The 20,468-nt window shown below is 73.0% G+C and carries 17 protein-coding genes; 12 read left to right on the forward strand and 5 right to left on the reverse strand.

Features of this window, described 5'->3' with window-relative positions:
• The first annotated feature begins 73 nt into the window (after positions 1-73).
• Both MED01_RS05720 and MED01_RS05725 read left to right on the forward strand, forming a co-directional pair.
• Positions 74-1,411: a low temperature requirement protein A gene (locus MED01_RS05720; protein WP_238667466.1), complete on the forward strand. Its 1,338-nt coding sequence runs from the start codon at positions 74-76 to the stop codon at positions 1,409-1,411.
• A 110-nt stretch (positions 1,412-1,521) separates the two neighbouring features.
• Positions 1,522-2,016, forward strand: coding sequence for a hemerythrin domain-containing protein (locus MED01_RS05725; RefSeq protein WP_238667467.1), 495 nt, complete (start codon positions 1,522-1,524; stop codon positions 2,014-2,016).
• Here MED01_RS05725 and MED01_RS05730 read toward each other — a convergent pair.
• A complete protein-coding gene (locus MED01_RS05730; protein WP_238667468.1) occupies positions 2,013-2,399 on the reverse strand; it encodes a MerR family transcriptional regulator in 387 nt (128 codons plus the stop codon). The two genes, MED01_RS05725 and MED01_RS05730, sit on opposite strands and share 4 nt — an antisense overlap.
• A 56-nt stretch (positions 2,400-2,455) precedes the next feature.
• On the opposite strand from MED01_RS05730, the gene MED01_RS05735 reads away from it, so the two are divergent.
• From MED01_RS05735 to MED01_RS05745, 3 genes are all read left to right on the forward strand, one after another.
• Entirely contained in the window at positions 2,456-3,445 is a 990-nt protein-coding gene (locus tag MED01_RS05735) for an aldo/keto reductase (RefSeq protein ID WP_238667469.1), read from the forward strand.
• 131 nt (positions 3,446-3,576) lie between these two features.
• Complete coding sequence (locus tag MED01_RS05740; protein WP_238667470.1) at positions 3,577-4,476, forward strand: TIGR01777 family oxidoreductase; 900 nt, start codon at positions 3,577-3,579, stop codon at positions 4,474-4,476.
• A 76-nt stretch (positions 4,477-4,552) separates the two neighbouring features.
• Positions 4,553-5,467, forward strand: a complete 915-nt coding sequence (locus MED01_RS05745) for an LLM class flavin-dependent oxidoreductase (RefSeq protein WP_238667471.1) — start codon at positions 4,553-4,555, stop codon at positions 5,465-5,467.
• Between the two features lie 98 nt (positions 5,468-5,565).
• On the opposite strand, the gene MED01_RS05750 is transcribed toward MED01_RS05745, so the two are convergent.
• The gene (locus tag MED01_RS05750) at positions 5,566-6,807 is read right to left on the reverse strand and encodes an extracellular catalytic domain type 1 short-chain-length polyhydroxyalkanoate depolymerase (RefSeq protein ID WP_238667472.1); all 1,242 of its coding nucleotides are present in this window, start codon (positions 6,805-6,807) and stop codon (positions 5,566-5,568) included.
• A 218-nt stretch (positions 6,808-7,025) separates the two neighbouring features.
• Between MED01_RS05750 and MED01_RS05755 the strand changes: the two genes are divergently transcribed.
• The 4 genes from MED01_RS05755 to MED01_RS05770 all read left to right on the forward strand — a co-directional run bounded on the left by MED01_RS05755 (position 7,026) and on the right by MED01_RS05770 (position 11,412).
• Positions 7,026-8,858, forward strand: a complete 1,833-nt coding sequence (locus tag MED01_RS05755) for a DUF6311 domain-containing protein (protein WP_238667473.1) — start codon at positions 7,026-7,028, stop codon at positions 8,856-8,858.
• 57 nt (positions 8,859-8,915) lie between these two features.
• A complete protein-coding gene (locus MED01_RS05760; protein ID WP_238667474.1) occupies positions 8,916-10,232 on the forward strand; it encodes a hypothetical protein in 1,317 nt (438 codons plus the stop codon).
• 98 nt (positions 10,233-10,330) lie between these two features.
• Positions 10,331-10,972, forward strand: coding sequence for a lipoyl(octanoyl) transferase LipB (lipB, locus tag MED01_RS05765; RefSeq protein WP_238667475.1), 642 nt, complete (start codon positions 10,331-10,333; stop codon positions 10,970-10,972).
• Between the two features lie 47 nt (positions 10,973-11,019).
• Entirely contained in the window at positions 11,020-11,412 is a 393-nt protein-coding gene (locus MED01_RS05770) for a VOC family protein (protein ID WP_238667476.1), read from the forward strand.
• Between the two features lie 50 nt (positions 11,413-11,462).
• Here the strand turns inward: MED01_RS05770 and aspS are convergent, their stop codons facing one another.
• Positions 11,463-12,749 (reverse strand): aspartate--tRNA(Asn) ligase, encoded by a 1,287-nt coding sequence (aspS, locus tag MED01_RS05775; RefSeq protein WP_238667477.1) that lies wholly within the window; start codon positions 12,747-12,749, stop codon positions 11,463-11,465.
• Between the two features lie 453 nt (positions 12,750-13,202).
• Between aspS and lipA the strand changes: the two genes are divergently transcribed.
• Together lipA and MED01_RS05785 are read left to right on the forward strand one after the other, a co-directional pair.
• On the forward strand, positions 13,203-14,198 hold the full coding sequence (gene lipA, locus MED01_RS05780; RefSeq protein ID WP_238667478.1) for a lipoyl synthase: 996 nt from the start codon (positions 13,203-13,205) through the stop codon (positions 14,196-14,198).
• A gap of 53 nt (positions 14,199-14,251) precedes the next feature.
• Positions 14,252-15,970 (forward strand): hypothetical protein, encoded by a 1,719-nt coding sequence (locus tag MED01_RS05785; protein WP_238667479.1) that lies wholly within the window; start codon positions 14,252-14,254, stop codon positions 15,968-15,970.
• Between the two features lie 148 nt (positions 15,971-16,118).
• Here MED01_RS05785 and MED01_RS05790 read toward each other — a convergent pair whose 3' ends face one another.
• Both MED01_RS05790 and MED01_RS05795 read right to left on the reverse strand, forming a co-directional pair.
• Complete coding sequence (locus MED01_RS05790; protein WP_238667480.1) at positions 16,119-19,208, reverse strand: helix-turn-helix transcriptional regulator; 3,090 nt, start codon at positions 19,206-19,208, stop codon at positions 16,119-16,121.
• Positions 19,205-19,375, reverse strand: a complete 171-nt coding sequence (locus MED01_RS05795) for a hypothetical protein (protein WP_238667481.1) — start codon at positions 19,373-19,375, stop codon at positions 19,205-19,207. Before MED01_RS05795 ends, MED01_RS05790 begins: the two co-directional genes overlap by 4 nt.
• Positions 19,376-19,582: 207 nt before the next feature.
• Between MED01_RS05795 and MED01_RS05800 the strand changes: the two genes are divergently transcribed.
• A complete protein-coding gene (locus MED01_RS05800; protein WP_145779624.1) occupies positions 19,583-20,269 on the forward strand; it encodes a DUF4191 domain-containing protein in 687 nt (228 codons plus the stop codon).
• Positions 20,270-20,468 lie beyond the last annotated feature (199 nt).

The following is a 20,468-nucleotide window of genomic DNA, read 5'->3' on the forward strand; positions in this document are numbered from 1 at the left end:
CGGAGGTAACGCCGGACTCCTTCGCCATCGCCGTTCGGCCTCCGACCAGCCCCGACGCTGCCAGAGTGGGATCGTGGGCGGCTACCGGCGGGGTGGACAGCTGGGACCGGCCGTCCCGATCGCCCCCGGCGCGCGGGTGGACAAGTTCGAGGTTTTCTTCGATCTGGTCTTCGTCTTCTCGTTCTTCATCATCACCCGCGCCACCGCCGCGAACATCACCAGCCGGCAACTGCTGCACGCCGGCCTGGTGCTCGCCGTGCTGTGGTGGATCTGGGTGGTGCACAGCCTGGTCGCCACCCGGGTCCGGCTCGGCGAGGGCTACGTGCCGGTGCTCATGGTGATCGCGATGGTCGCCCTGTTCGCGTTCGCGCTGGCACTGCCACAGGCGTTCACCGACCCGAAGGGGAGCGCCGCCGGCCCGATGCTGGTGGCGATCAGCTACGTCGTGGTCCGTGGCATCCACTGGGTCCTCTATCAGCACGTGGTGCGGGACAGCCCGCAGGAGCGGCGGCAACTGCGGCGGTTCGCCCCGGAGCTGGCGGTGAGCATCGTGCTGCTGCTGGCCGCCGCGCTCATCCCGCCGCAGATCGCCGACCCCGACCAGGCCGCCATGGTCCGCGACGGCCTGTGGATCACCGTGGTGGTGGTGCAGTACGCCACCGGCTTCATCGTCGGAACCTGGGGCTGGGGGGTGACCAGCGCCGAGCACTGGACGGAGCGCTACGACCTCATCCTGATCATCGCGCTGGGCGAGTCGATCATCTCGACGGGCGTGGGCGGAAACCTGCTCGGCAAGCCGGTCACCTGGCCGGCGGTGGCCGCCGCCGCGCTCGGCATCGTGGTCACCGCGGCGCTCTGGTGGGCGCACTTCGACTTCATCGGGCCGGCCGCCCGGATCGCCCTGCACGCGGCGGAGGGCGCCCCCCGGGTGGCGATGGCCCGCGACGCGTACGCGTACCTCTACCTGCCGATGATCGCCGGGGTGATCCTCTTCTCGATCGGCAACGAGGAGGTCCTCCACAAGATCACCGACCCGGCCGGCGGGCTCGCCGAGAAGGTCGAGGGGCCGGCGGTGCCGATGCTCTTCGGCGGCTTGATCTGCTATTTCGCCGTCAACCTGCTCTTCCAGTTACGCACCCTGCACACCGTCACCTGGACCCGCGTCGGCGTCATAGTGGCGCTCACCGCGGCCCTCCCGGTCGGCCAGCACCTGCCGGCGCTGGGCGCGCTCACCCTCGCGACAGTGATCTGCGTGGCGCTGGTGGCCGTGGAGGTGATGGTGATGGCGCAGTCCCGGCACGCGTTGCGGGCCGCCGTCTTCCAGGAGCGGACCACCCACGAGGCCCACGAGGCCGAATGGCGGGCGCGCTGGCACGACGTCCGGGAGACCGACGAACCGACCACTCCGTGACTGCGGCGTTCCCGGGTTGGGGGGCGTGACCGGCCGGCCCTAGACTTCGACGCAGCGTCGCAGTGCACCCGGCCCGAAGGCCGCCGTGGGCATGGAGGCGCGGGGACAGCATGGGACGAAACGTGCACCCAACAGGTTCACCGGCCGGCCGGCTCGCCGCCGTCGGCAATCAGATGATCGAGATCCACCTCTGGCTCAGTGCGGAACTGGCCCGACTGCAGGCAAGCCTCGACACCCCGTCCCGGGACCTGCGGGCGCACTGCCTGACCTTCTGCGCCGCGCTCGGCCGACACCACACCGGTGAGGACGCGGGCGCGTTCCGGTTGCTGGCCGAGGAGGCCCCCGAGCTGCGGCCGGTCATCGACAACCTGATCACCGATCACGAGGTGGTGGCGGGGATCCTGGAACGGGTCGAGGCACTGCTGGGCGGCGACGCGGAGGTGCCGGTCGCCCAGGTGCGCGCCGAGCTGGGCGGGCTGGCCGCCCTGCTGGAGTCGCACTTCCGCTACGAGGAGAAGCGTCTGGTCACCGCCCTGAACGCGCTCACCGGTCGAACCGGAACGACAGAGGAACTGCTCGGTCTGGGCGCGCCCGGTTCCCGCTAGCCGGCCTCCGACCCCGCTGCGGTGCCGGATGGCCGCTCGTAGAAGCTGATCTTCTCCCGGAGGTGGTCGTACTGGCGCTGGAGCAGGCGCATCTGCTCCTCGACCCGCGCCGCGTGGTGGCACAGCAACTCGTGCCGCTCGTCTGTGGTGTGCTCACCGTCGCGGGCCAGTTGCGCGTAGCGGCGCATCTGCGCGATCGGCATCCCGGTGTCGCGCAGGCAGCGGAACAGCACCAGCCAGCCGAGGTCGTCGTCGGTGAAGACCCGCTGCCCGCCCGACGTGCGCTCAACGTCAGCGAGTAGGCCGATCTTCTCGTAGTACCGCAGAGTGTCCAGGCTGAAGCCGCTGCGGCGGGCGGCCTCCGAGGGGGCGTAACCGCTCATGTCGCGAGATGGTAGTGCTTGACCTGGAGCGCGCTCCAGGTTGGAGGCTGCTGACCATGACGACGACACGGACGCTGGGACGCAGCGGCATCACGGTGAGCGCGATCGGAATGGGGTGCTGGGCCATCGGCGGCCCGCTCTGGGGTGACGACGGGCAGCCGTTCGGCTGGGGTGAGGTGGACGACGACGAGTCGATCCGCACCATCCACCGGGCGCTCGACCTCGGGGTGACCCTGTTCGACACCGCCAGCAACTACGGCGCCGGGCACAGCGAGCGGATCCTCGGTCAAGCACTGGCCGGGCGGCGGGACAGCGTGGTGATCGCCACCAAGTTCGGCAACGTCAGCGAGGAGGGCACCCGGCGGGCGCTCGGCACGGACGCCAGCCCGGCCTTCGCGGTGCGCAGCCTGGAAGACTCGCTCCGCCGGCTCGGTACCGACCACGTCGACCTCTACCAACTGCACATCAACGCACTGCCGGTGCCCGCCGCGCTCGATCTTGTCGACACCATGGAGGCCCTGGTCGACCAGGGCAAGATCCGGGCGTACGGCTGGAGCACCGACGACCCTGCCTCCGCGGAGGCGTTCGCGGCTGCCGGCCCGCACTGCGCGGCTGTCCAGCACGACGAGTCGGTGTTGCGCGACAACGCGGCGGTGCTGGCGGTCTGCGACAAACACGACCTGGCCAGCCTCAACCGTGGGCCGCTGGCGATGGGGCTGCTCACCGGGTCGACCCGGGCGGTCGGGGCGGATGATGTGCGCGGGCGGGCACCGGAGTGGCTGGAATGGTTCACCGACGGCCGGCCGACGCCACGCTGGGCGGCCCGGGTCGACCAGGTCCGCGCGGCGCTCACCGCCGACGGGCGCACCCTCGCGCAGGGCGCGCTCGGCTGGCTGCTGGCGCGTAGCCCCCGTACCGTGCCGATCCCGGGTCTGCGCACCGTGGCCCAGGCCGACGAGAACCTGGCCACCCTGGAGCAGGGCCCGTTGAGTGCCGAGTCCTACGCCGAGGTGGAGCGACTGCTCGCCGACCTGCGCACCCCCTAACCCCCTCCCCCTCGCCGATCTTGCAGTTGCTGTCCCGACGAAACGGATGTGTCGGGGTGTAACGGCGACAGAAAGTGCAAGATCGGCGAGGGGGTGCGTCCGTCGGCGGCGTTCTGGACGAAGATGGGGGTATGCGGATCCTTCTGGCCGGCGCTTCCGGTTTCCTTGGCACCCGACTGGCCGACCTGCTCGTCCGCGACGGGCACGAGGTCACCCGGTTGGTCCGTCGGTCGCCGCGTGACTCGAAGGAGCGGCGGTGGGACCCGGCCGCCGGGCAGCTCGATCCGGCCGTGGTCGCCGAGGCCGACGCAGTGGTCAACCTGGCCGGCGCGGGTGTCGGCGACAAACGCTGGAACAACGACTACCGACGGTTGATCCGCACCAGCCGGGTGGACACCACCACCACGCTGGCGACCACCATCGCCGGGCTCCCCGCCGCCGACCGACCCGGCGTGCTGCTCAACTCATCGGCCGTCGGCTGGTACGGCAACACCGGCGACCGGGCGGTCGAGGAGGACGCACCGGCCGGCGAGGGCTTCCTGGCCGACGTCTGCCGGGTGTGGGAGGCCGCGACCCGGCCGGCCGAGGACGCCGGGGTACGCGTGGTCCGGCTGCGTACCGGTCTGCCGCTGCACAGCGAGGGCGGGTTGCTCAAGCCGCAACTGCTGCCGTTCAAGCTGGGCATCGCCGGCCGGCTGGGCAGTGGCCGACAGTGGCTGCCGTGGATCTCGATGGCCGACTGGCTGGACGCGACCCGCTTCCTGCTCGACCGCGACGACATCGCCGGACCGGTGAACGTGGTGGGGCCGAACCCTGTCACCAACGCCGAGTTCACCCGCGAGCTGGCCCGGCAACTGCACCGCCCGGCGATCATCCCGATCCCCGCGTTGGCGCTCAAGGTGGTCCTCGGCGGCTTCTCCCACGAGGCCCTCACCAGCACCAGAGTCCTCCCCGGAGTCCTCACCAGGGCCGCCTACCCCTACCAGCACCCCACCCTCCCCGAAGCCCTCCACGCAGCCCTGACTCCCTGACCCCGGTGGTTCGGCCCTCGGCAGAATCAGCTGCCAGCGGGTCGTCGGTGGGCCGGCGTGGGCCGATGCTGGACCAATGGCGACCTTCTCCCTCCAGGCCACCCCGACCGACGCGGCGAGCTGGGCCGAGCTGGCCCGTCGGGCCGAGACCGCCGGCTTCGACGCTCTGCTCGCCGCGGACCACCCCGGCGACGTGACGTCACCGTTCGTGGCGTTGGCCGCCGCCGCCCCGGTCACCTCGACGATCGGGCTCGGCTCGTACGTGTCGAACCTCGGCGTACGGGAACCGATGCTGCTCGCGGCCGACGTGGCCACCCTCGATCTGATCTCCCGTGGACGGGCCCGGCTCGGTGTCGGCGCCGGTCACACCCCGGCGGAATGGCGCGCTGTGGGCCGGGAACGCCCCGACGTGGCCGGTCGGGTCCGCCGTTGCGTGGCCGTCGCCGAGGCGGTCCGTGCCCTGCTCGACGGCGCCTCGGTCACCGTCGACTCGGCGGAGCTGACGATGCGCGAGGCGGTGCTGCGCGAACCCCGGCCGGTGCAGGACCGGATCCCGCTGACGATGGGTACGGCGAACTCGACGCTGCTGCGCTGGGCCGGCGCGCACGCCGACGTGGTCGGGCTGACCGGGTTCGGGCGTACCCTCGCCGACGGCCACCAGCATGAGGCGCGCTGGCGGGCCGACCAGATCGAGGCGCAGTTGGCCTGCGTTGCCGCCGGCGCCGCCGGACGAGCCGACCCGCCGGCGCTGGAGGCGCTGGTGCAGACGGTGGTGATCACCGACGACGCCGAGGCTGCCGCCGTGGAACAGGCCCGGCGCAACGGCATGACCGCCGCCGAACTGCTGGCCACCCCGTTCGTGCTGATCGGCACGGTGGGCGAGATCATCACGGCGGTCGCCGAGCACGAACGGCGCTGGGGGGTGACCCGGTTCGTGGTCCGCAGCGACGCGCTGGATCCGCTCGCGCCGGTCCTGGCCCGCCTGACCTGAGCCCCCGCCCCCCAACCCTGTTGATCAAGAGGTTTGCGTCATCCGGGAGCCGGAATCTGACGCAAACCTCTTGATCAACAGGGGCAGGCGGGTGGGACTCAGCAGCCGATCACCCAGTAGTTCGGGGCGGTTTGCTTGAGGGCGCTGGTGTAGAAGGTGTTGTAGAGGCCCATGCGCTGGTTGGAGCCGTTGGCGTAGGCGTAGCCACCGGACTGGTACGCCCGACCGGCCACCACGTGCGCGTAGTTGCTGGCCGTCACGCAGGTCGGCGGCGTGGTCGGGGTCGGCGTCGGAGTCGGGGTCGGGGTGGCCGTCGGGGTCGGCGTGGGGGTGGCCGTCGGGGTCGGGGTCGGGTTGGTCCCGCCGCCGTTCAGACCGAAGAAGAGCGCGTCACGGTACGTCGAGCAGATGGTGTCCAGGAAGTACGCGCCAGCGGTGCCGCACTGCTCGGCCGCCGAGCCCGGGTCGACCGGGGTGCCGTGGCCCATCCCGGAGATCCGGTAAAGGCGTACGTCGTCGTTGCCGTACACCTCCAGGCTGGTGTTGCCGGGCAGCGACGAGGTGCTGGTCGGGGTCTGCGACACGCCTCGCACGTTGGTCCACTGGTCGCGCGACTCGGTGCCGTTGAGCGGGGCGACAGTGGTGTCCGAGGTGCCGTGCCAGATGGCCACTCGGGGGCGCGGGCCGGTGTAGCCCGAGTACGCGCCCCGCACCAGGTCGCCCCAGGCCGCGGGGGTCTTGTCCGCACCCGGGTTCATGCAGCTGAACGCGTTGACCATGCTTGTGGCGCAGCGGTACGGAATCCCCGCGATGATCGATCCGGCGGCGAAGACGTCCGGGTAGGTGGCCAGCATGACCGCGCTCATCGCCCCGCCCGCGGAGAGCCCGCTGACGTAGACCCGGGAGCCGTTCACCCCGAAGTTCGCCTTGGCGTGGTCGACCATCTGCTTGATCGACAGCGCCTCACCCTGACCTCGGGCGGTGTCCCCCGCCTCGAAGAAGTTGAAGCAGGAGTTGGCGTTGTTGCCGCTGGGCTGCTGGGCGACGATCAGGGCGAACTTCCACTGGTCGGCGTACTTCTGCCAGCCGGAGTTGGCGAAGTAGCCGGAGGCGTTCTGCGTACACCCGTGCAGCAGGACGACGGCCGGGGAGTTGGCCGGCAGGCCGTCCGGCCGGTAGGCGTACATGGCGAGGTTGCCGGGGTTGGAGCCGAAGCCGGTGACCTGGGTGAGGGTGGCGGCCTGGGCTGGTGCGGCGACGGCGACCGCGCCCGCGACGGCGAGGGCGAGCCCGGCGACCGCACCGAGCAGCCGGGTGAGGGTGGACGAGGAGCGGCGCACGGCGGCCTCCTGAAGGGGCGGACTGTGAACTGGGTCACGGTCGAGTTGCCGAGACGTTACGACGATGTGTCGCCGCTATGACATGGGGCACACTCACACATTCACGACGGACGCTGTGTACGTCAGACAGTCGACGTGGCGGACCGAATCCGTCCCCAACGGTCCCGTCCTTGCAGGTCTGACCGGCCCGTCCAGGTCCGGTTGGTAACGTCCGCTGCGTGCCGTCCTCCCCGTCGCTGGCCACCGGGCCCGCACCCGTGCCACCGCCGCACACCGTCCGGGACCGCCGGGCCGACCTGATCGTCGTGCTGGTGGCGCTCGCGCTCGCCGTCTGGGTGACAAGTGGGCTGTGGCGGGACCCGAACGTCCGCACCATCACCGTCAACTCCAGCGACCAGGCGTTGTTCGAATGGTTGCTGGCCTTCGGCGGGCACGCGGTCACCCACTGGGAGAACCCGCTCTTCACCTACCTGATCAACGTCCCGGACGGTGTGAACCTCGCGGTCAACACGACGATCACCGTGTACGCGGTGGTCTTCGCCCCACTCACGTACCTGATCGGGCCACCGGCGACGTTCCTGGTGATCCTCACCCTGAACCTGCTCGCCACAGCCCTGGTCTGGTACTGGCTGCTCTCCCGGCACCTGGTCCGCAGCCGGCTGGGCGCCGGGGTCGGCGCGCTGTTCATCGCCTACTCCCCCGGCATGGTGTCGCACGCCAACGCGCACCTGAACTGGACCGCCGGTTGGCTGGTGCCGCTGCTGATCTGGCGGCTGTTCGCGCTACGCCGCGCCGGGCACTGGCTGCGGGACGGGGTGATCCTCGGCGTGCTGGTAGCGGTGGCCTTCTCGATCGCCGCCGAAGGGCTCTTCTTCGCCGCGCTGGCGCTGGGGTTGTTCGTCGCCATCTGGGCGCTGCACCCGGCCAACCGGGCCGAGGCCCGCGTCGCGCTGCCCAATTTCCTGCGCGGGCTCGGGGTGACCGCCGTGGTCGCCGGTGTGCTGCTGTCGTACCCCTTGTGGTTGCACTTCGCCGGGCCGCAACGGTTCCACGGCACCGGCTTCGACCCGGTGATCCACTCCGAGGACATCGCGGCGTTCGCCGCCTTCCCGCGCCGCTCGCTGGCCGGTGAGGCGGGGCTGGGCACCTCGCTGGCACCGAACCCGACCGAGGAGAACTCGTTCTTCGGCATCCCGCTGCTGGTGCTCAGCGTGCTCTGTTTCGTCGTGCTCTGGCGGCGGGCCGACCCGCACCGCCGGGCCACCCTCTGGGCGCTGGGCGCCGTCGCGCTGATCTTCTCGGTGCTCTCCTTCGGCCCGATCGCCAAGGTCGACGGGCGACGCACCGACCTCCCCATGCCGTTCGACCTGCTCGGCCAACTGCCTGTGGTGAACGCCGCGCTGCCCGCCCGGCTGGCGCTGGTGGTCGCGCCGGTGATCGGGCTGCTGCTGGCGTACACGGTCGACCAGTTGCGCGCCGCACCACCCCGGCACCGCTCCACGGAACTGGCCTGGCTGCTGGGTTTCGCGGTGGCCCTGGTGCCGCTGCTGCCCACCCCGCTGCTGACCGACGAGCGGGAGCCGATCCCGCGCTTCATCACCTCCGGCACGTGGCGGGACTACGTCTCACCCGACGGAGTGCTGACCCCGGTGCCGCTGACCGTGGACATCTACCCGGACGGCCAGCGCTGGCAGGCGTACGCGTTGTCGCACCGGCAGGGCGAGTTCGCCATCCCGGGCGGCTTCTTCCTCGGCCCCGGCGGGCCGGACGGCCGGGGCCGGATCGGTCCGGTTCCGCGCACCCTGAGCGCCCTGATGGACCAGGCCGGTCGTACGGGCCTGGTGCCCATCGTCACCGACGGCACGATCCGGGAGGTCCAGTCGGATCTGCGGCACTGGCGCATCGAGACGGTGGTGCTCGCCGACCAGGTGCACGGCGCGAAGTTCGAGGTTGACGAGGAGGCGCTGCTGCGTACCGGCACCGCCCTGTTCGGCGAGCCGCAACGGGTCGACGACGTCTGGGTGTGGCGCATCCCGCCCGCCGATCGGTAGACCGCGACGCGGCCGGCCGGGGCATCACGACCGGCCGCCGTCGCGTCTAATGGGCCGATGAGATTGACCGGTGGGCGATTGCGGCGTGCCGCCGTGGTCGGGCTCGCGCTGGGGCTCGTCGCGCTCAGCGCGCCAGCCGCGAACAGCGTCGCGCTCGGCGCGCCAGCAGCCGGCGCCGCGAACAGCACTGCCGCCGACAGCACGGCCGGCGGGAGCACTGTCACCGACAGCACGGTCGGGGTGGTGCCGAGCCGGGTGCGCGATCCGTGGCTGTGGCAGGCCACCGTGGGGCAACGACCCGCCGGTCCGGCCGCGTTGGTGTTCTTCACCGACCGCACCCGCTACTTCGAGTCGACAGGCGTGCTGGTCGCCCGGGACGGCGCCTACCGGCTCATCCCGATCGGCATCGCCGAGGGGCACGGGCTGCTCTCCCCCGACGGGCGGCACTACCTGCGGCCGCAGTCCGGCGAGCTGCTGGACCTCACCACCGGCCGGCAGCGCCGCACAGTGAAACCCGGGCTGCACCCTTTCGCCTGGTCGCCGGATGGGCGGCGCGTGCTCGGCACCCGCAGCAACGACGATTCGGTGATCAGCTACGGGCCGGACAACCAGCAGCTGAACGACCCGGAGAAGCCCGACGACATGCTCGTCGTCGACCCGTACCAGGGCACCGAACAGGTCGTCGCGGCCGGCACCTTCGCCGCCCACAACCAGGCGGCCTGGTCACCCGGTGGCGACCTGGTGGCGGTCACCGGCCCGCCGGACGTGCCTGCCCAGCTCGCCGAGCGCCAGCGACTGGTGGTCGTCGACCCGGCCGGCGGCGGTCCTCGCTGGGAGGTCGACCTGGGCGACCGGCGGACACTGGCCGGCCCCGCCGCCTGGCACCCCGACGGCCGGCGGCTCGCGCTGCTCGCCTTCGACGGCTGCGCCGGGCCCAGGTGCACGGCCGAGCAGGCGGCGGCGCGCACCTGGCGAATCGAGTTCCTGGACACGGCCACCGGTCAGGCGGTCGGCCAGGCCCTGCCGGCCGGCACCTCGGCCAGCGGGATCATCGGCTGGCGCGCGGACGACCCGATCCTGCGGTATGTCAGCGATACGGAGCAGGACACGGACCGGCAAGCCCTCCTCGCCGCGCTGTCGCCCGACGGCGGTCGCGAGGTGCTGGTGACCACGCCGGTCGGGTCGACCGACCTGATGGTGCCGGCCGACCTGCTGACCCGGGCCGCGTTCGGTGGGCCGGAGCCCCGGCCGTCACCGTTCGCCGCCCCGCTGTGGGTCTACCTGACGCTGGGCGTGCCGACGCTGCTCGCGATCGCTCTCATCGTTCGCCGCATGCGCCGCCACCGCGCTGCGACGGTCCCTGCTCCGGAGTGACAACGAGCCGCCGAGCGGTGCCGCCGAGCGGCACGACGACGTCCTCGTGAGGCGGCTCACCAGCGAAGAACGCCTCTGACGGGACTAGGCTGGTTGCCGTGACGACGACGACCCCCGGCCTCACGGCCGTCCGTGCCGGCCTGCTCGACTACCAGGCCGCCTGGGACGAGCAGCGACGCCTGCACGAGTCGGTGGTGGCTGGCGAGCGCGGCGACACAGTGCTGCTGCTGGAGCACCCGAGCGTCTACACCGCGGGCAAGCGCACCGAACCGTGGGACCGACCGATGGACGGCACTCCGGTCGTCGACGTGGACCGCGGCGGCAAGATCACCTGGCATGGGCCGGGGCAGCTCGTCGGCTACCCGATCCTGCGCCTGCCCGACCCGGTCGACGTGGTCGCCTACGTCCGCCGTACCGAAGAGCTGCTCATCGACGTGTGCGCCGAGTTCGGGCTGACCGCAGGCCGGGTCGAGGGGCGCAGCGGGGTGTGGGTTCCCGAGGACGACAGGGGGCCGGCCCGCAAGGTCGCCGCCATCGGCATCCGGGTGGCCCGGGGCGTCACCCTGCACGGCTTCTCGATCAACTGTGACTGCGACCTGACGTACTTCGACCGGATCGTGCCGTGCGGCATCCGGGACGCGGGCGTCACCTCGCTCACCGCCGAGCTGGGCCGCCCGGTCACCGTGGCCGACGTGCTGCCGGTGGTCGAGCGCCGGCTGTCCACCCTCGTCACTGTCTGACACCCGGCCGCGCGCCGGGTGACCGAAGGTCGCCTACCCTCGGTCGGGTGCAGATCGATCTCGTCACCGTCGTCGTCACCGAGTACGACCCGGCCATTGCCTTCTTCACCGACGTCCTCGGCTTCGAGCTGGCCGAGGACACCCCGTCGCTGACCAACGACGGGCGGCCGAAACGCTGGGTGGTGGTCCGCCCGCCGGGCGGCGGCACCGGGCTGCTGCTGGCCCGCGCCGACGGCGAGCGGCAGCAGGCCGCGGTGGGCGACCAGACCCACGGCCGCGTCGGGTTCTTCCTCCAGGTCGACGACTTCGACGTCACCTACCGCCGGATGGCCGAGATGAACGTCGAGTTCGTCAAGCCGCCCCGCACCGAGCCGTATGGCCAGGTCGCCGTCTTCCGGGACGTCGCCGGCAACCTCTGGGACCTGCTCGGTCCCGCCTGAGCCCCCGCCGGCCCGCTCCACGCGAACGAGTGGGCCGGCAGGGCACAGTGCTACGGAGTCAGGCGGTGCAGGTCCCGCGGGAACGCGGTGACCTCCCGGATGTTGGCCGCGCCGACCAGCCGGGCCACGAACCGTTCCAGGCCGATGGCGAAACCGCCGTGCGGTGGCATGCCGTGCCGGAACGCGTCCAGGTAGCCGGCGTACGGCTCGACCGGCTCGCCCCGGGCCGCCAACGCCGCCAGGTAGTCGGCGTGCCGGTGCAGCCGCTGCCCGCCGGTGACCAGCTCCAGACCGCGAAAGAGCAGGTCAAACCCGTTGGAGTACGCGGGCCGCGCCGGGTCCGGGTGGGTGTAGAAGGGCCGCTTCGCCATCGGGTAGCCGGTGACGAAGAGAAAGTCCGACAGGTGTTCGCGGCGGGCCCACTCGCCCAACGCCCGTTCGTGGGCGGGCGCCAGGTCCGGTTCGTCGGCGGGCGCGCCGGCGATCGTCAGCGCCTCGGTGAAGTGCACCGCCGGGATCTCCGTGGGCACCTGCGGCGGCGTGACGCCGAGCGTGGCCAGCGCGCCACCGGCCCGCTCGCCCACCGCGCCGAGCATCCCGTCGAGGGTGTCGCGCAGCACCCGCATCACGTCCCGGTGGTCGGCGACGAAGCCCAACTCCGCGTCGAGTGACGTGTACTGCGCGAGGTGCCGGACGGTGTCGTGCGGTTCGGCCCGGAACACCGGCCCCACCTCGTAGACGCGTTCGAAGACGCCGACCATCAGCTGCTTGTAGAACTGCGGCGACTGGGCCAGGTACGCGGGCCGGCCGAACCAGTCCAGCCCGAACACGTTCGCCCCGCTCTCGGTGCTGGAGCTGACCACCTTCGGCGTGTGGACCTCCACGAAGTCCTGGGCGTCGAGTGCGGCCCGGAACCCGGACACCGCTGCCGCCGAGATCCGCAGCGCGGCCGACCGGGTGGGGTGTCGCAGCGCTGTGGGCGCGTTGTCCAACTGGGTGGGCAGGCTCGCGGTGAGCGCCGGCCGGTACAGGTCGAACGGTGGCGGTGCGGCGGGCGGCCCGAGGAGACGTACCGTCGGGTCGGTCAGCTCGACCCCGGCGGGCGCGGCGCCGTTCGCGGTGGCCGTCGCGGTGACCTCGACGACCGTCTCCTCGGTGAGTTTCTCCAGCTCGGCACGGACGGCCGGGTCGGTGACAACCACCTGGGCCAGGCCGGTGGCGTCGCGCACGATCAGGAAGGCAACCGACTTGAGCAGTCGGCGGCGGTGCACCCAGCCGGCGATCCGCACTGTCGTGCCGATCCTGGCGGGCAGTTGCTGGGACAGGGTTCGTTGCATGGCGGGCTGCTCCTCGGTCGATCGCCACGCCGTCGCCGCCCTGGGGTGGCGAAAGCGTCGCATCAGCCCCAGGGAGGTGTGGGCGAGCGGGAACCTCGCGGTGCCACCACACCTTCGCCCCCGCCTAAGCGGGGGCCTCGTTCGTCGCCTGATGACCGGGGCCAGCCGGGCGGGCTCTACTGGGCGCGGGGAGCCCGCGGCCGTTCTTCCCGCAGCTCGGGAGGGTCTTCGCGCCCCGGCGCCAGACCGCCTCTCAGCACCGGCGGCTCTCTGCACTGGCGGGTCGGGGGCTACTCGGCTCCGTCGTCGCTGTTGCCGGCGACCGTAGCACCCGATTCCCCGATCTGTGACGCCCTTTTCCAACCGGCCGGTGTCCGGCGTCACAACGTTCGGGGCGTGACGCCGGTCGCCTGACGCACATAGACACCCGCCGTCCAGCGTAGGCTCATTTTCGTGACGATCGAGCACTCCGCGCCGACGACCGGCCAGGCAGCGCGCACCGCAACGGCGGCCCCCGAGGGGCGGCGTCTGCTGCGGATCGAGGCGCGTAACGCCGAGACGCCGATCGAGCGCAAACCGCCATGGATCAAGGTCAAGGCCAAGATGGGCCCGGAGTACACCCAACTGCGCGGGCTCGTCTCGCGCGAAGGGCTGCACACCGTCTGCCAGGAGGCCGGCTGCCCCAACATCTACGAGTGTTGGGAAGACCGGGAAGCCACCTTCCTCATCGGTGGTGACCAGTGCACCCGGCGCTGCGACTTCTGCCAGATCGACACCGGCAAGCCGGCCGAGTTCGACGCCGACGAGCCGCGTCGCGTCGCCGAGTCGGTGGTCTCGATGGGGCTGCGTTACGCCACCATCACCGGTGTCGCCCGTGACGACCTGCCCGACGGCGGCGCCTGGCTGTACGCCGAGACCGTCCGACAGATCCACGCCCTCCAGCCCGGCTGCGGCGTCGAGCTGCTGATCCCGGACTTCAACGCCGTCCCCGAGCAGTTGGCCGAGGTCTTCGGCTCCCGCCCCGAGGTGCTGGCCCACAACGTGGAGACCGTGCCGCGCATCTTCAAGCGCATCCGGCCGGCGTTCCGCTACGACCGCTCGCTGGACGTGATCCGGCAGGCCCGCGCCGACGGCCTGGTCACCAAGAGCAACCTCATCCTGGGCATGGGCGAGGAGCGGGCCGAGGTCTCGCAGGCGCTGCGCGACCTGCACGACGCAGGCTGTGAGCTGATCACCATCACCCAGTACCTGCGCCCCTCACCCCGGCACCACCCGGTGACCCGCTGGGTCAAGCCGGAGGAGTTCGTGGAGCTGCGCGAGGAGGCCGAGGAGATCGGCTTCGCCGGGGTGATGAGCGGGCCGCTGGTGCGTTCGTCGTACCGGGCCGGCCGGCTCTACAAGCAGGCCATCGACGCCCGCGCCGCCGCCTCGGTCGCCACCGCCAGCTGACTCCGTCGGCAGCGCCGCACGGCCGTTCGACGCCCGGGTGTCATGATCCTGTGATGACCGTCGGGGTACGCGAGCAGCCGCGCGGCGCTGACTCGCCCCGCCCGCGGCCCGGCGCACGTCCCGGCCTGGTCGGTTGGCTCACCGGGTTGGCCGTGCTCGCCGGGTTGGGTTACCGGCTCTGGCTCCTGCTGCACGCCGCGCCGCCGACGAACAGCGACGAGGCCACCATGGGGCTGGCCGCGCTGCACATCGCCCGGGGCGAGGGCTTTCCGGTCTGGTTCTACGGCCAGCAGTACATGGGCACCCTGGAGGCGTACCTGGCCGCGCCGGTGTTCGCCCTCGCCGGTGGGCCGTCGCTGCTCGGGCTGCGGCTGCCCACGCTGGCCCTGTACGCGCTGTTCCTGCTGTTGGCCTGGCGGTTGACGCTGCGGCTGACCGGGGACCGGTGGTTCGGGTTGCTGATGGTGGCGCTGCTGGCCCTCGGCTCCGACCGGGTCATCAAGAACCAGCTGATCGCCGGCGGCGGCTACCCCGAGATGAACGCGGCCGGGGCGGCGCTGGCCCTGCTCACAGTGGATCTGGCCACCCGTCGCCCGGGGCGGCGACCGGCCGACGCTGGGCGACCCGACGGGCGCGCGGCAGACACCGGGCGACCCGGCTGGCGGCTGGCGCGCTGGGCCGCATGGGGGTTCCTGGCCGGGCTGATGCTCTGGGTCGACCCGCTGGTGCTGCCGTACGTCGCGGCGACCGGCGCGGTCCTCGTCGGGTTCTGCCGCCGGGAACTGTGGGGTGCCGCCGGGGCGCTGCTCGGGGCGGCGGCCGTGCTGGGGGCGGCCCCACTGCTGCTGCACAGCCTGTTGACCGGGCGAAACCCGCTGCACGCCGTGCTCGCGGCCAGCGGTGCGGACGCCAGCGCGGGCTGGCCGAACCGGCTGCACGGCGGCCTGGTGCTCGGCCCCGGACTGGGCATGGGCTTCTGCGCTCCCGGCCAGTGCGCCACCTGGCAACTGTGGTGGTCGCTCGCCCTGCCGCTGCTGCTGGTCATCGCCGCCACCACCGCCTGGCGGGCGCTACGCACCCCCGACCCCGATCCTGCTGGCTCTGCCGCTGTCGGCCCCGACGCGGTGTCGCCTCGGGTGGCGGCGGCCGCACGGTTGGCGCTCGTGCTGGCCGCGGTGGCCACCCTCGGCGCGTACACGGTGAGCAGTTCCGCCGGCCTCACCCCGGTGGAGAGTTCCCGCTACCTGTCCTGCCTGCTCATCTCCCTGCCGGCGCTGCTCTGGCCGGTGTGGACGGTGGCCCGGCACGGGCTTCGTCCGGCGGCGACCGGCCGGCGCGGCGTCGGGTCGACGCTAGCCCGATCGGTCGCTGTGGTGTCGCTCGCCGCCACGCTGGGCACCGCCGCCCACGCCACCTGGCGGGCAGCCCAGACCGCCCCGGCGACCCGGGCCGCCGAGGCCCGGCACACCGAGTTGGTGAGCACCCTGCGTCAGCTCGGCGTACGGCACGTACGCGCCGGCTACTGGACCTGCAACCGACTCACCTTCGCCAGCGCGGAGCAGGTGGTCTGCGCTGTCGTCGACGACACCCTGCGCCAGGGTTTCGACCGCTACCCCGCGTACCGGCGGGAGGTGGACAACGCGGCGGCACCGGCCTGGGTCGCGCCGGCCGGCTCACCCCTGGCGGAGGTGCTCGACGAGCGGCAGCGGGCCACGCCGGGCAGCCTGGACCTGGTCACCATCGAGGGCTGGCGCATCTACCTGCCACGCTGACCTCGACCACCCACGTCGGCGCGACGGGCTCAGCGCGCGCGTCAGCGCGGCGAGCTCGGTGCGCGCCTCAACGCGGCGCGGCGCGGTGCGCGCCTCAGCGCGGCGCGGCTCGGTGCGCGCCTCAACGCGGCGCGGCTCGGTGCGCGCCTCAGCGCGGCGCGGCGGGCTCGGTGAGCAGGCCGAGGCGGTGGGCCAGGGCGGCGGCCTCCACCCGGTTGGTCACACCCAGCTTCGCGATGATCCGGGAGACGTGCACGCTTGCCGTCTTCGGCGAGATGAACAGCCGCTCGGCGATCCGGCTGTTGCTGTGCCCCTCGGCGACCAGGCGCAGCACCTCCCGCTCCCGGGCGGTCAGCAGGTCCGCGCCGACCCCGCCCCCGGAGCGCAGGCCGACTCGCCGCGCCAGGGTGGCGGCCGCCTCGACCAGCGGGGTCGCACCCAGCCGCCGGCCGATCTCGGTGGCCTCGATGACAGTCGCCGCCGTCTTGTCGCGGTCCCCGGCTGCGGCGGTCGCCTCGGCCAGCGCCAGCAGCGCCCTGCCCAACGGGTAGGGCTGCCCGTCGGCTCGCCACGCGCCGACCGCCGCATGCCACGCCGGCAGCGCCTGGTCGCCGACCGCTAGCAGCGCGGTGACCTGGGCGGCGTGCGCGCGGGCCGCCGGGTGCCGCGCGGGCAGGTCGGTGGCGAGCGCCGCCACCGCGGCGGCCAACTCCCTGTCGCCCACCCGTGCCGCGGTACGCGCGGCGGCGCTGAGCACCGGCCAACCCTCCCTGGGCAGCCGCGACAGGCTCTCGTCGGTGACCGCGACGCGGGCCGCCCGTACCGCCTCGATCTTGTCGTCAGCGGCCAGCGCCGCCTCGATCGCCAGCTCGTGCAGGGGCAGGCGGTGGTTCGGCCACAGGTACGGTCGGTTGAGGAAGGTGAGCGCCCGATCGACCAACTCGTCGGCGCCCGGATGGGCGCGGGCCAGCCGCAGCCCGGCGCCCAACTGGAGCCAGTGCAGACCGGTGACACCGGACAGGTCGATTCGAGCGGCCTCCGCGCAGACCGCCTCGGCCTCGTCCCACCTACCCAACGCGATGAGCGCCTCGGCACGGTTGGAGAGCAGGTACGCCCCGGTGGAGCGGCTGATCCCCACCCGTCGCGCCTCGACCACACCTGCCTCGGCGGCCTGCGCGGACTCGGCGTAGCGGCCCAACTCGCAGAGCATGTCCGACTCGAACACCATGGCGAGCACCAGCGTCGGCGCGTCCCCCGCCGCACGGGCAGCGGCGGCCGCCTGGCCCAGCTCGGCCAGCCCGCCGGTCAGGTCCCGCTCGCCGTGGCAGAGCAACGCGATCCGCGTCGACAGCAGGGCCACCTGTTCGTCGAGCGCCTCGGCGTCGGCGGCGGCCTCGGCTGCCACCCGGGCCGCCTTCTGCGGGTCGATCTTGACCAGGTGGGTGGCGATGTCGGCGAGCAACCGGACCCGCTCCGCGCCGGGCGGGCCAGCGGCCGCCAGCCGGTACGCCTCATCCAACTCGGGGCTGCCGTCGCTCTTGCCGAGCAGGGCCATCAGTCGACCGCGCTGGTCCAGCAGGCGGGCGGCACGCAACGGCGCGGCGTCGGCGTCCACCTCGGCCAGCCCGGCGCGGGTCAGGGTGATGGCCCGACTGAAGTCGCCGGCGGTCACCGCGGCGTCCAGGGTCTGCTCCAGCAACGCCAGGTGGTCCATGCCGAGCAGGTCGGCGGCGTCCGGCACCAGCTCCCACAACTCCAGCGCCCGCTCCAGCAGTCGGCGCTGCTCGGCGTACGCGTACCGCTCGGCGGCGGCGCACGCGGCGGCTCGTGCGGCGACGAGGGCGCGCGGGTGGTTGTGCGCGGCGTGCCAGTGGTGGGCGATCTCGGCCGGGGCCCGGCCGGCGGCTACCAGATGGGGCTGGGCCTCGATGGCGGCGGCGAAACGGGCGTGCAGCCGGGCGTGCTCACCGGGCAACAACTCGTCGTGTACCGCCTCGCGGACCAGCGCGTGTCGGAACTCGTAGTCCCCGTCCCGGTCGGCCACCACCAACTGGGCGGCGACGGCGGCGCGTAACGCGTCCTCCAGCTCGGTCTCGGGCAGCCCGGCGACCTCGGCGAGCAGGTCATGGGCGAAGCGGGTGCCGCCGGCGGCCGCGATCCGCAACACCCGCTGGGCCGGCTCGGGGAGCCGGTCCACCCGGGCCAGCAGCAGGTCACGCAGCGTCTCGGGGAGCGCGGCGCAGCCGATCGGGTCACCGGCCACGGCCAACTCCTCGATGAAGAAGGGGTTGCCCTGGGTGCGGTCGTGGACATCGTCGACGGTGCGGGCGAGCGGCTCGGCGCCGAGCAGGTCGGTGAGGATCGCGGCGGTGCCTTCGCGGTCCAGGCGTGCCAGCTCGACCCGCTCCACACCCCGGGCCCGATCCAGCTCGGCGAGGAACGGGCGCAGCGGGTGCCCGCGTTGCAACTCGTCGGTGCGGTAGGTGCAGACCAGCAGCAGCCGGCCCGGCCTCGCCGCCCGGACGAGGAAGCCGATCAGGTCGCGGGTGGAGCGGTCGGCCCAGTGCAGGTCCTCGATGATCAGGACCAGTGGGCGGGCGTCGGCCAGCCGCTGGAACAGCTCGGCGACCAGGTCGAACAGGTATCCGCGCGGGGCGTCGCTGAGCGGGACGGCACGCGGGGTGGTCAGTGCCGCGGAGGCGCGGCCCAGCTCCGGCAGGAGCGGGGCGAACTCCGCCTCGTAGCCGGCGAAGGCCTCGGGGCCGTCGGCGCGCAGCACAGTGCGCAACGCGGCGGCGAACGGCGCGAACGGCAGACCCGCCTCGCCCAGCTCAAGACACTGGCCGACCAGCACCCGCGCCGCGCCGTCGATGGCCCAGCCCGCGAACTCCTCCAGCAGCCGGGTCTTACCCACACCCGCCTCGCCGCCGACAAGCACTGTGGTCGGCTCCCCGGCCCGCGCCCGGCCCAGCGCGCCCCGTAGCGCCCCGGTCTCGCTGTGGCGCCCGACGAGGACTGAGCTGGCGGCGCGTACGGTCACGTGTTCGAGCATGCCATGGCGGCCCACCCCGCCGACCCCGCCGATCGGCCGGCGGCCGGGCGGCGGGGTCGGATCGGGTCGAGCGGCCAGCCCGACGGGTGTGGCGGACGTGACGGCCGCGCCGAGCGCTGTCGGCGTGGCGGCAGGGCTGGGCCTGGCGGCCGAGCTGGGCCTGGCGGCCGAGCTGGGCGCGGTCACCGGCGGGCGTCGCCGGTGCGACCGGCCTGCCTGCGCCGGCCCAACCACCCGCGGCTGACCGGACGGGACAGCGACCGGGCGAGCCGGTCCGCGTCCGCGTCGGCGCGCAGCTCGGCGGCGTGGGTGCGGTGCAGGGTGAGCAGGAAATCTGCGTCGTTGCCGAACATGTCGGGCTCCTTCGTGGCGTCGTCGTCTTCTGCTGACGACTCTTCGCGCGAAGGCCCCACCCGGGCATGGGCATGGCGCCTCATCTTCCCCGCCCACAGCCTCCTTACCCGGCCGCTCCGGGCGCGTACGGCGACGTAAGGTACTCAGCTGCCCCGGCACCCGGACGCGGATCAACCGGGCCGGCGGCGACCACTAGACTCTGCGGCATGGCAAAGCCCCAGGAGAAGGTCTCGTTCGGCCAGCGGCTGAAGCAGATCGGGATGGTGTTCCAGTTCACCGCCAAGCAGGACCGGTGGTTCGCGCCGTTGGTCGCCGCAGCGGTGCTGCTCCCGCTCGCGCTCACCGTTGTCGCTGTCATCCTCTGGGGCTGGATCTGGCTGCCGCTGGGCATCCTGTTCATCCTGCTCGCGGTGCTGATCGTGCTCAACCTGCGGTCCAACAAGGCGATGATGAACGCCGCCGAGGGGCAACCCGGCGCGGCGGCGCAGATCATGGAGAACATGCGCGGCGACTGGCGGGTGACCCCGGCGGTCAGCTCGACCACCCAGATGGACATGGTCCACCTGGTGATCGGTCGCCCGGGCGTGATCCTGCTGGCCGAGGGCAACCCGCAGCGGGTGCGCGGCCTGCTCGGCCAGGAGAAGCGGCGGCTGTCGAAGGTGATCGGCTCCGCTCCCCTGCACGACTACGTGATCGGGCAGGAGGAGGGCGAGTTGCCGATCCGCAAGCTGCGGACGACGCTGCTGCGCCTGCCCCGCGCCCTCTCCGGCAAGGACGTCAACTCGCTGGACAAGCGACTCAAGGCGCTCACCGCCCGGCCACAGATGCCCAAGGGCGCGATCCCGAAGAACATGCGGCCGCCAGGCGCCTTCCGCCAGTCGCGGGGCCGCTGACCCCTCAGGTGTACGCCTCCAACGCGCCCCCCCCCCCCCGCCCCCCCCCCCCCCCCCCCCCCCCCCCCCCCCCCCCCCCCCCCCCCCCCCCCCCCCCCCCCCCCCCCCCCCCCCCCCCCCCCCCCCCCCCCCCCCCCCCCCCCCCCCCCCCCCCCCCCCCCCCCCCCCCCCCCCCCCCCCCCCCCCCCCCCCCCCCCCC

It is taken from the genome of Micromonospora alfalfae (assembly GCF_022230925.1).
Classification (GTDB): Bacteria; Actinomycetota; Actinomycetes; order Mycobacteriales; family Micromonosporaceae; genus Micromonospora; species Micromonospora alfalfae.

Bases quoted from the DNA above. Each gene is read 5' to 3' on its own strand.
- MED01_RS05795 (WP_238667481.1), bottom strand. From the start codon at position 19,375: ATGTTCGGCAACGACGCAGATTTCCTGCTCACCCTGCACCGCACCCAC.
- MED01_RS05730 (WP_238667468.1), bottom strand. From the start codon at position 2,399: ATGAGCGGTTACGCCCCCTCGGAGGCCGCCCGCCGCAGCGGCTTCAGC.
- aspS (WP_238667477.1), bottom strand. From the start codon at position 12,749: ATGCAACGAACCCTGTCCCAGCAACTGCCCGCCAGGATCGGCACGACA.
- MED01_RS05785 (WP_238667479.1), top strand. From the start codon at position 14,252: ATGACCGTCGGGGTACGCGAGCAGCCGCGCGGCGCTGACTCGCCCCGC.
- MED01_RS05725 (WP_238667467.1), top strand. From the start codon at position 1,522: ATGGGACGAAACGTGCACCCAACAGGTTCACCGGCCGGCCGGCTCGCC.
- MED01_RS05745 (WP_238667471.1), top strand. From the start codon at position 4,553: ATGGCGACCTTCTCCCTCCAGGCCACCCCGACCGACGCGGCGAGCTGG.
- MED01_RS05740 (WP_238667470.1), top strand. From the start codon at position 3,577: ATGCGGATCCTTCTGGCCGGCGCTTCCGGTTTCCTTGGCACCCGACTG.
- MED01_RS05760 (WP_238667474.1), top strand. From the start codon at position 8,916: ATGAGATTGACCGGTGGGCGATTGCGGCGTGCCGCCGTGGTCGGGCTC.
- MED01_RS05800 (WP_145779624.1), top strand. From the start codon at position 19,583: ATGGCAAAGCCCCAGGAGAAGGTCTCGTTCGGCCAGCGGCTGAAGCAG.
- MED01_RS05735 (WP_238667469.1), top strand. From the start codon at position 2,456: ATGACGACGACACGGACGCTGGGACGCAGCGGCATCACGGTGAGCGCG.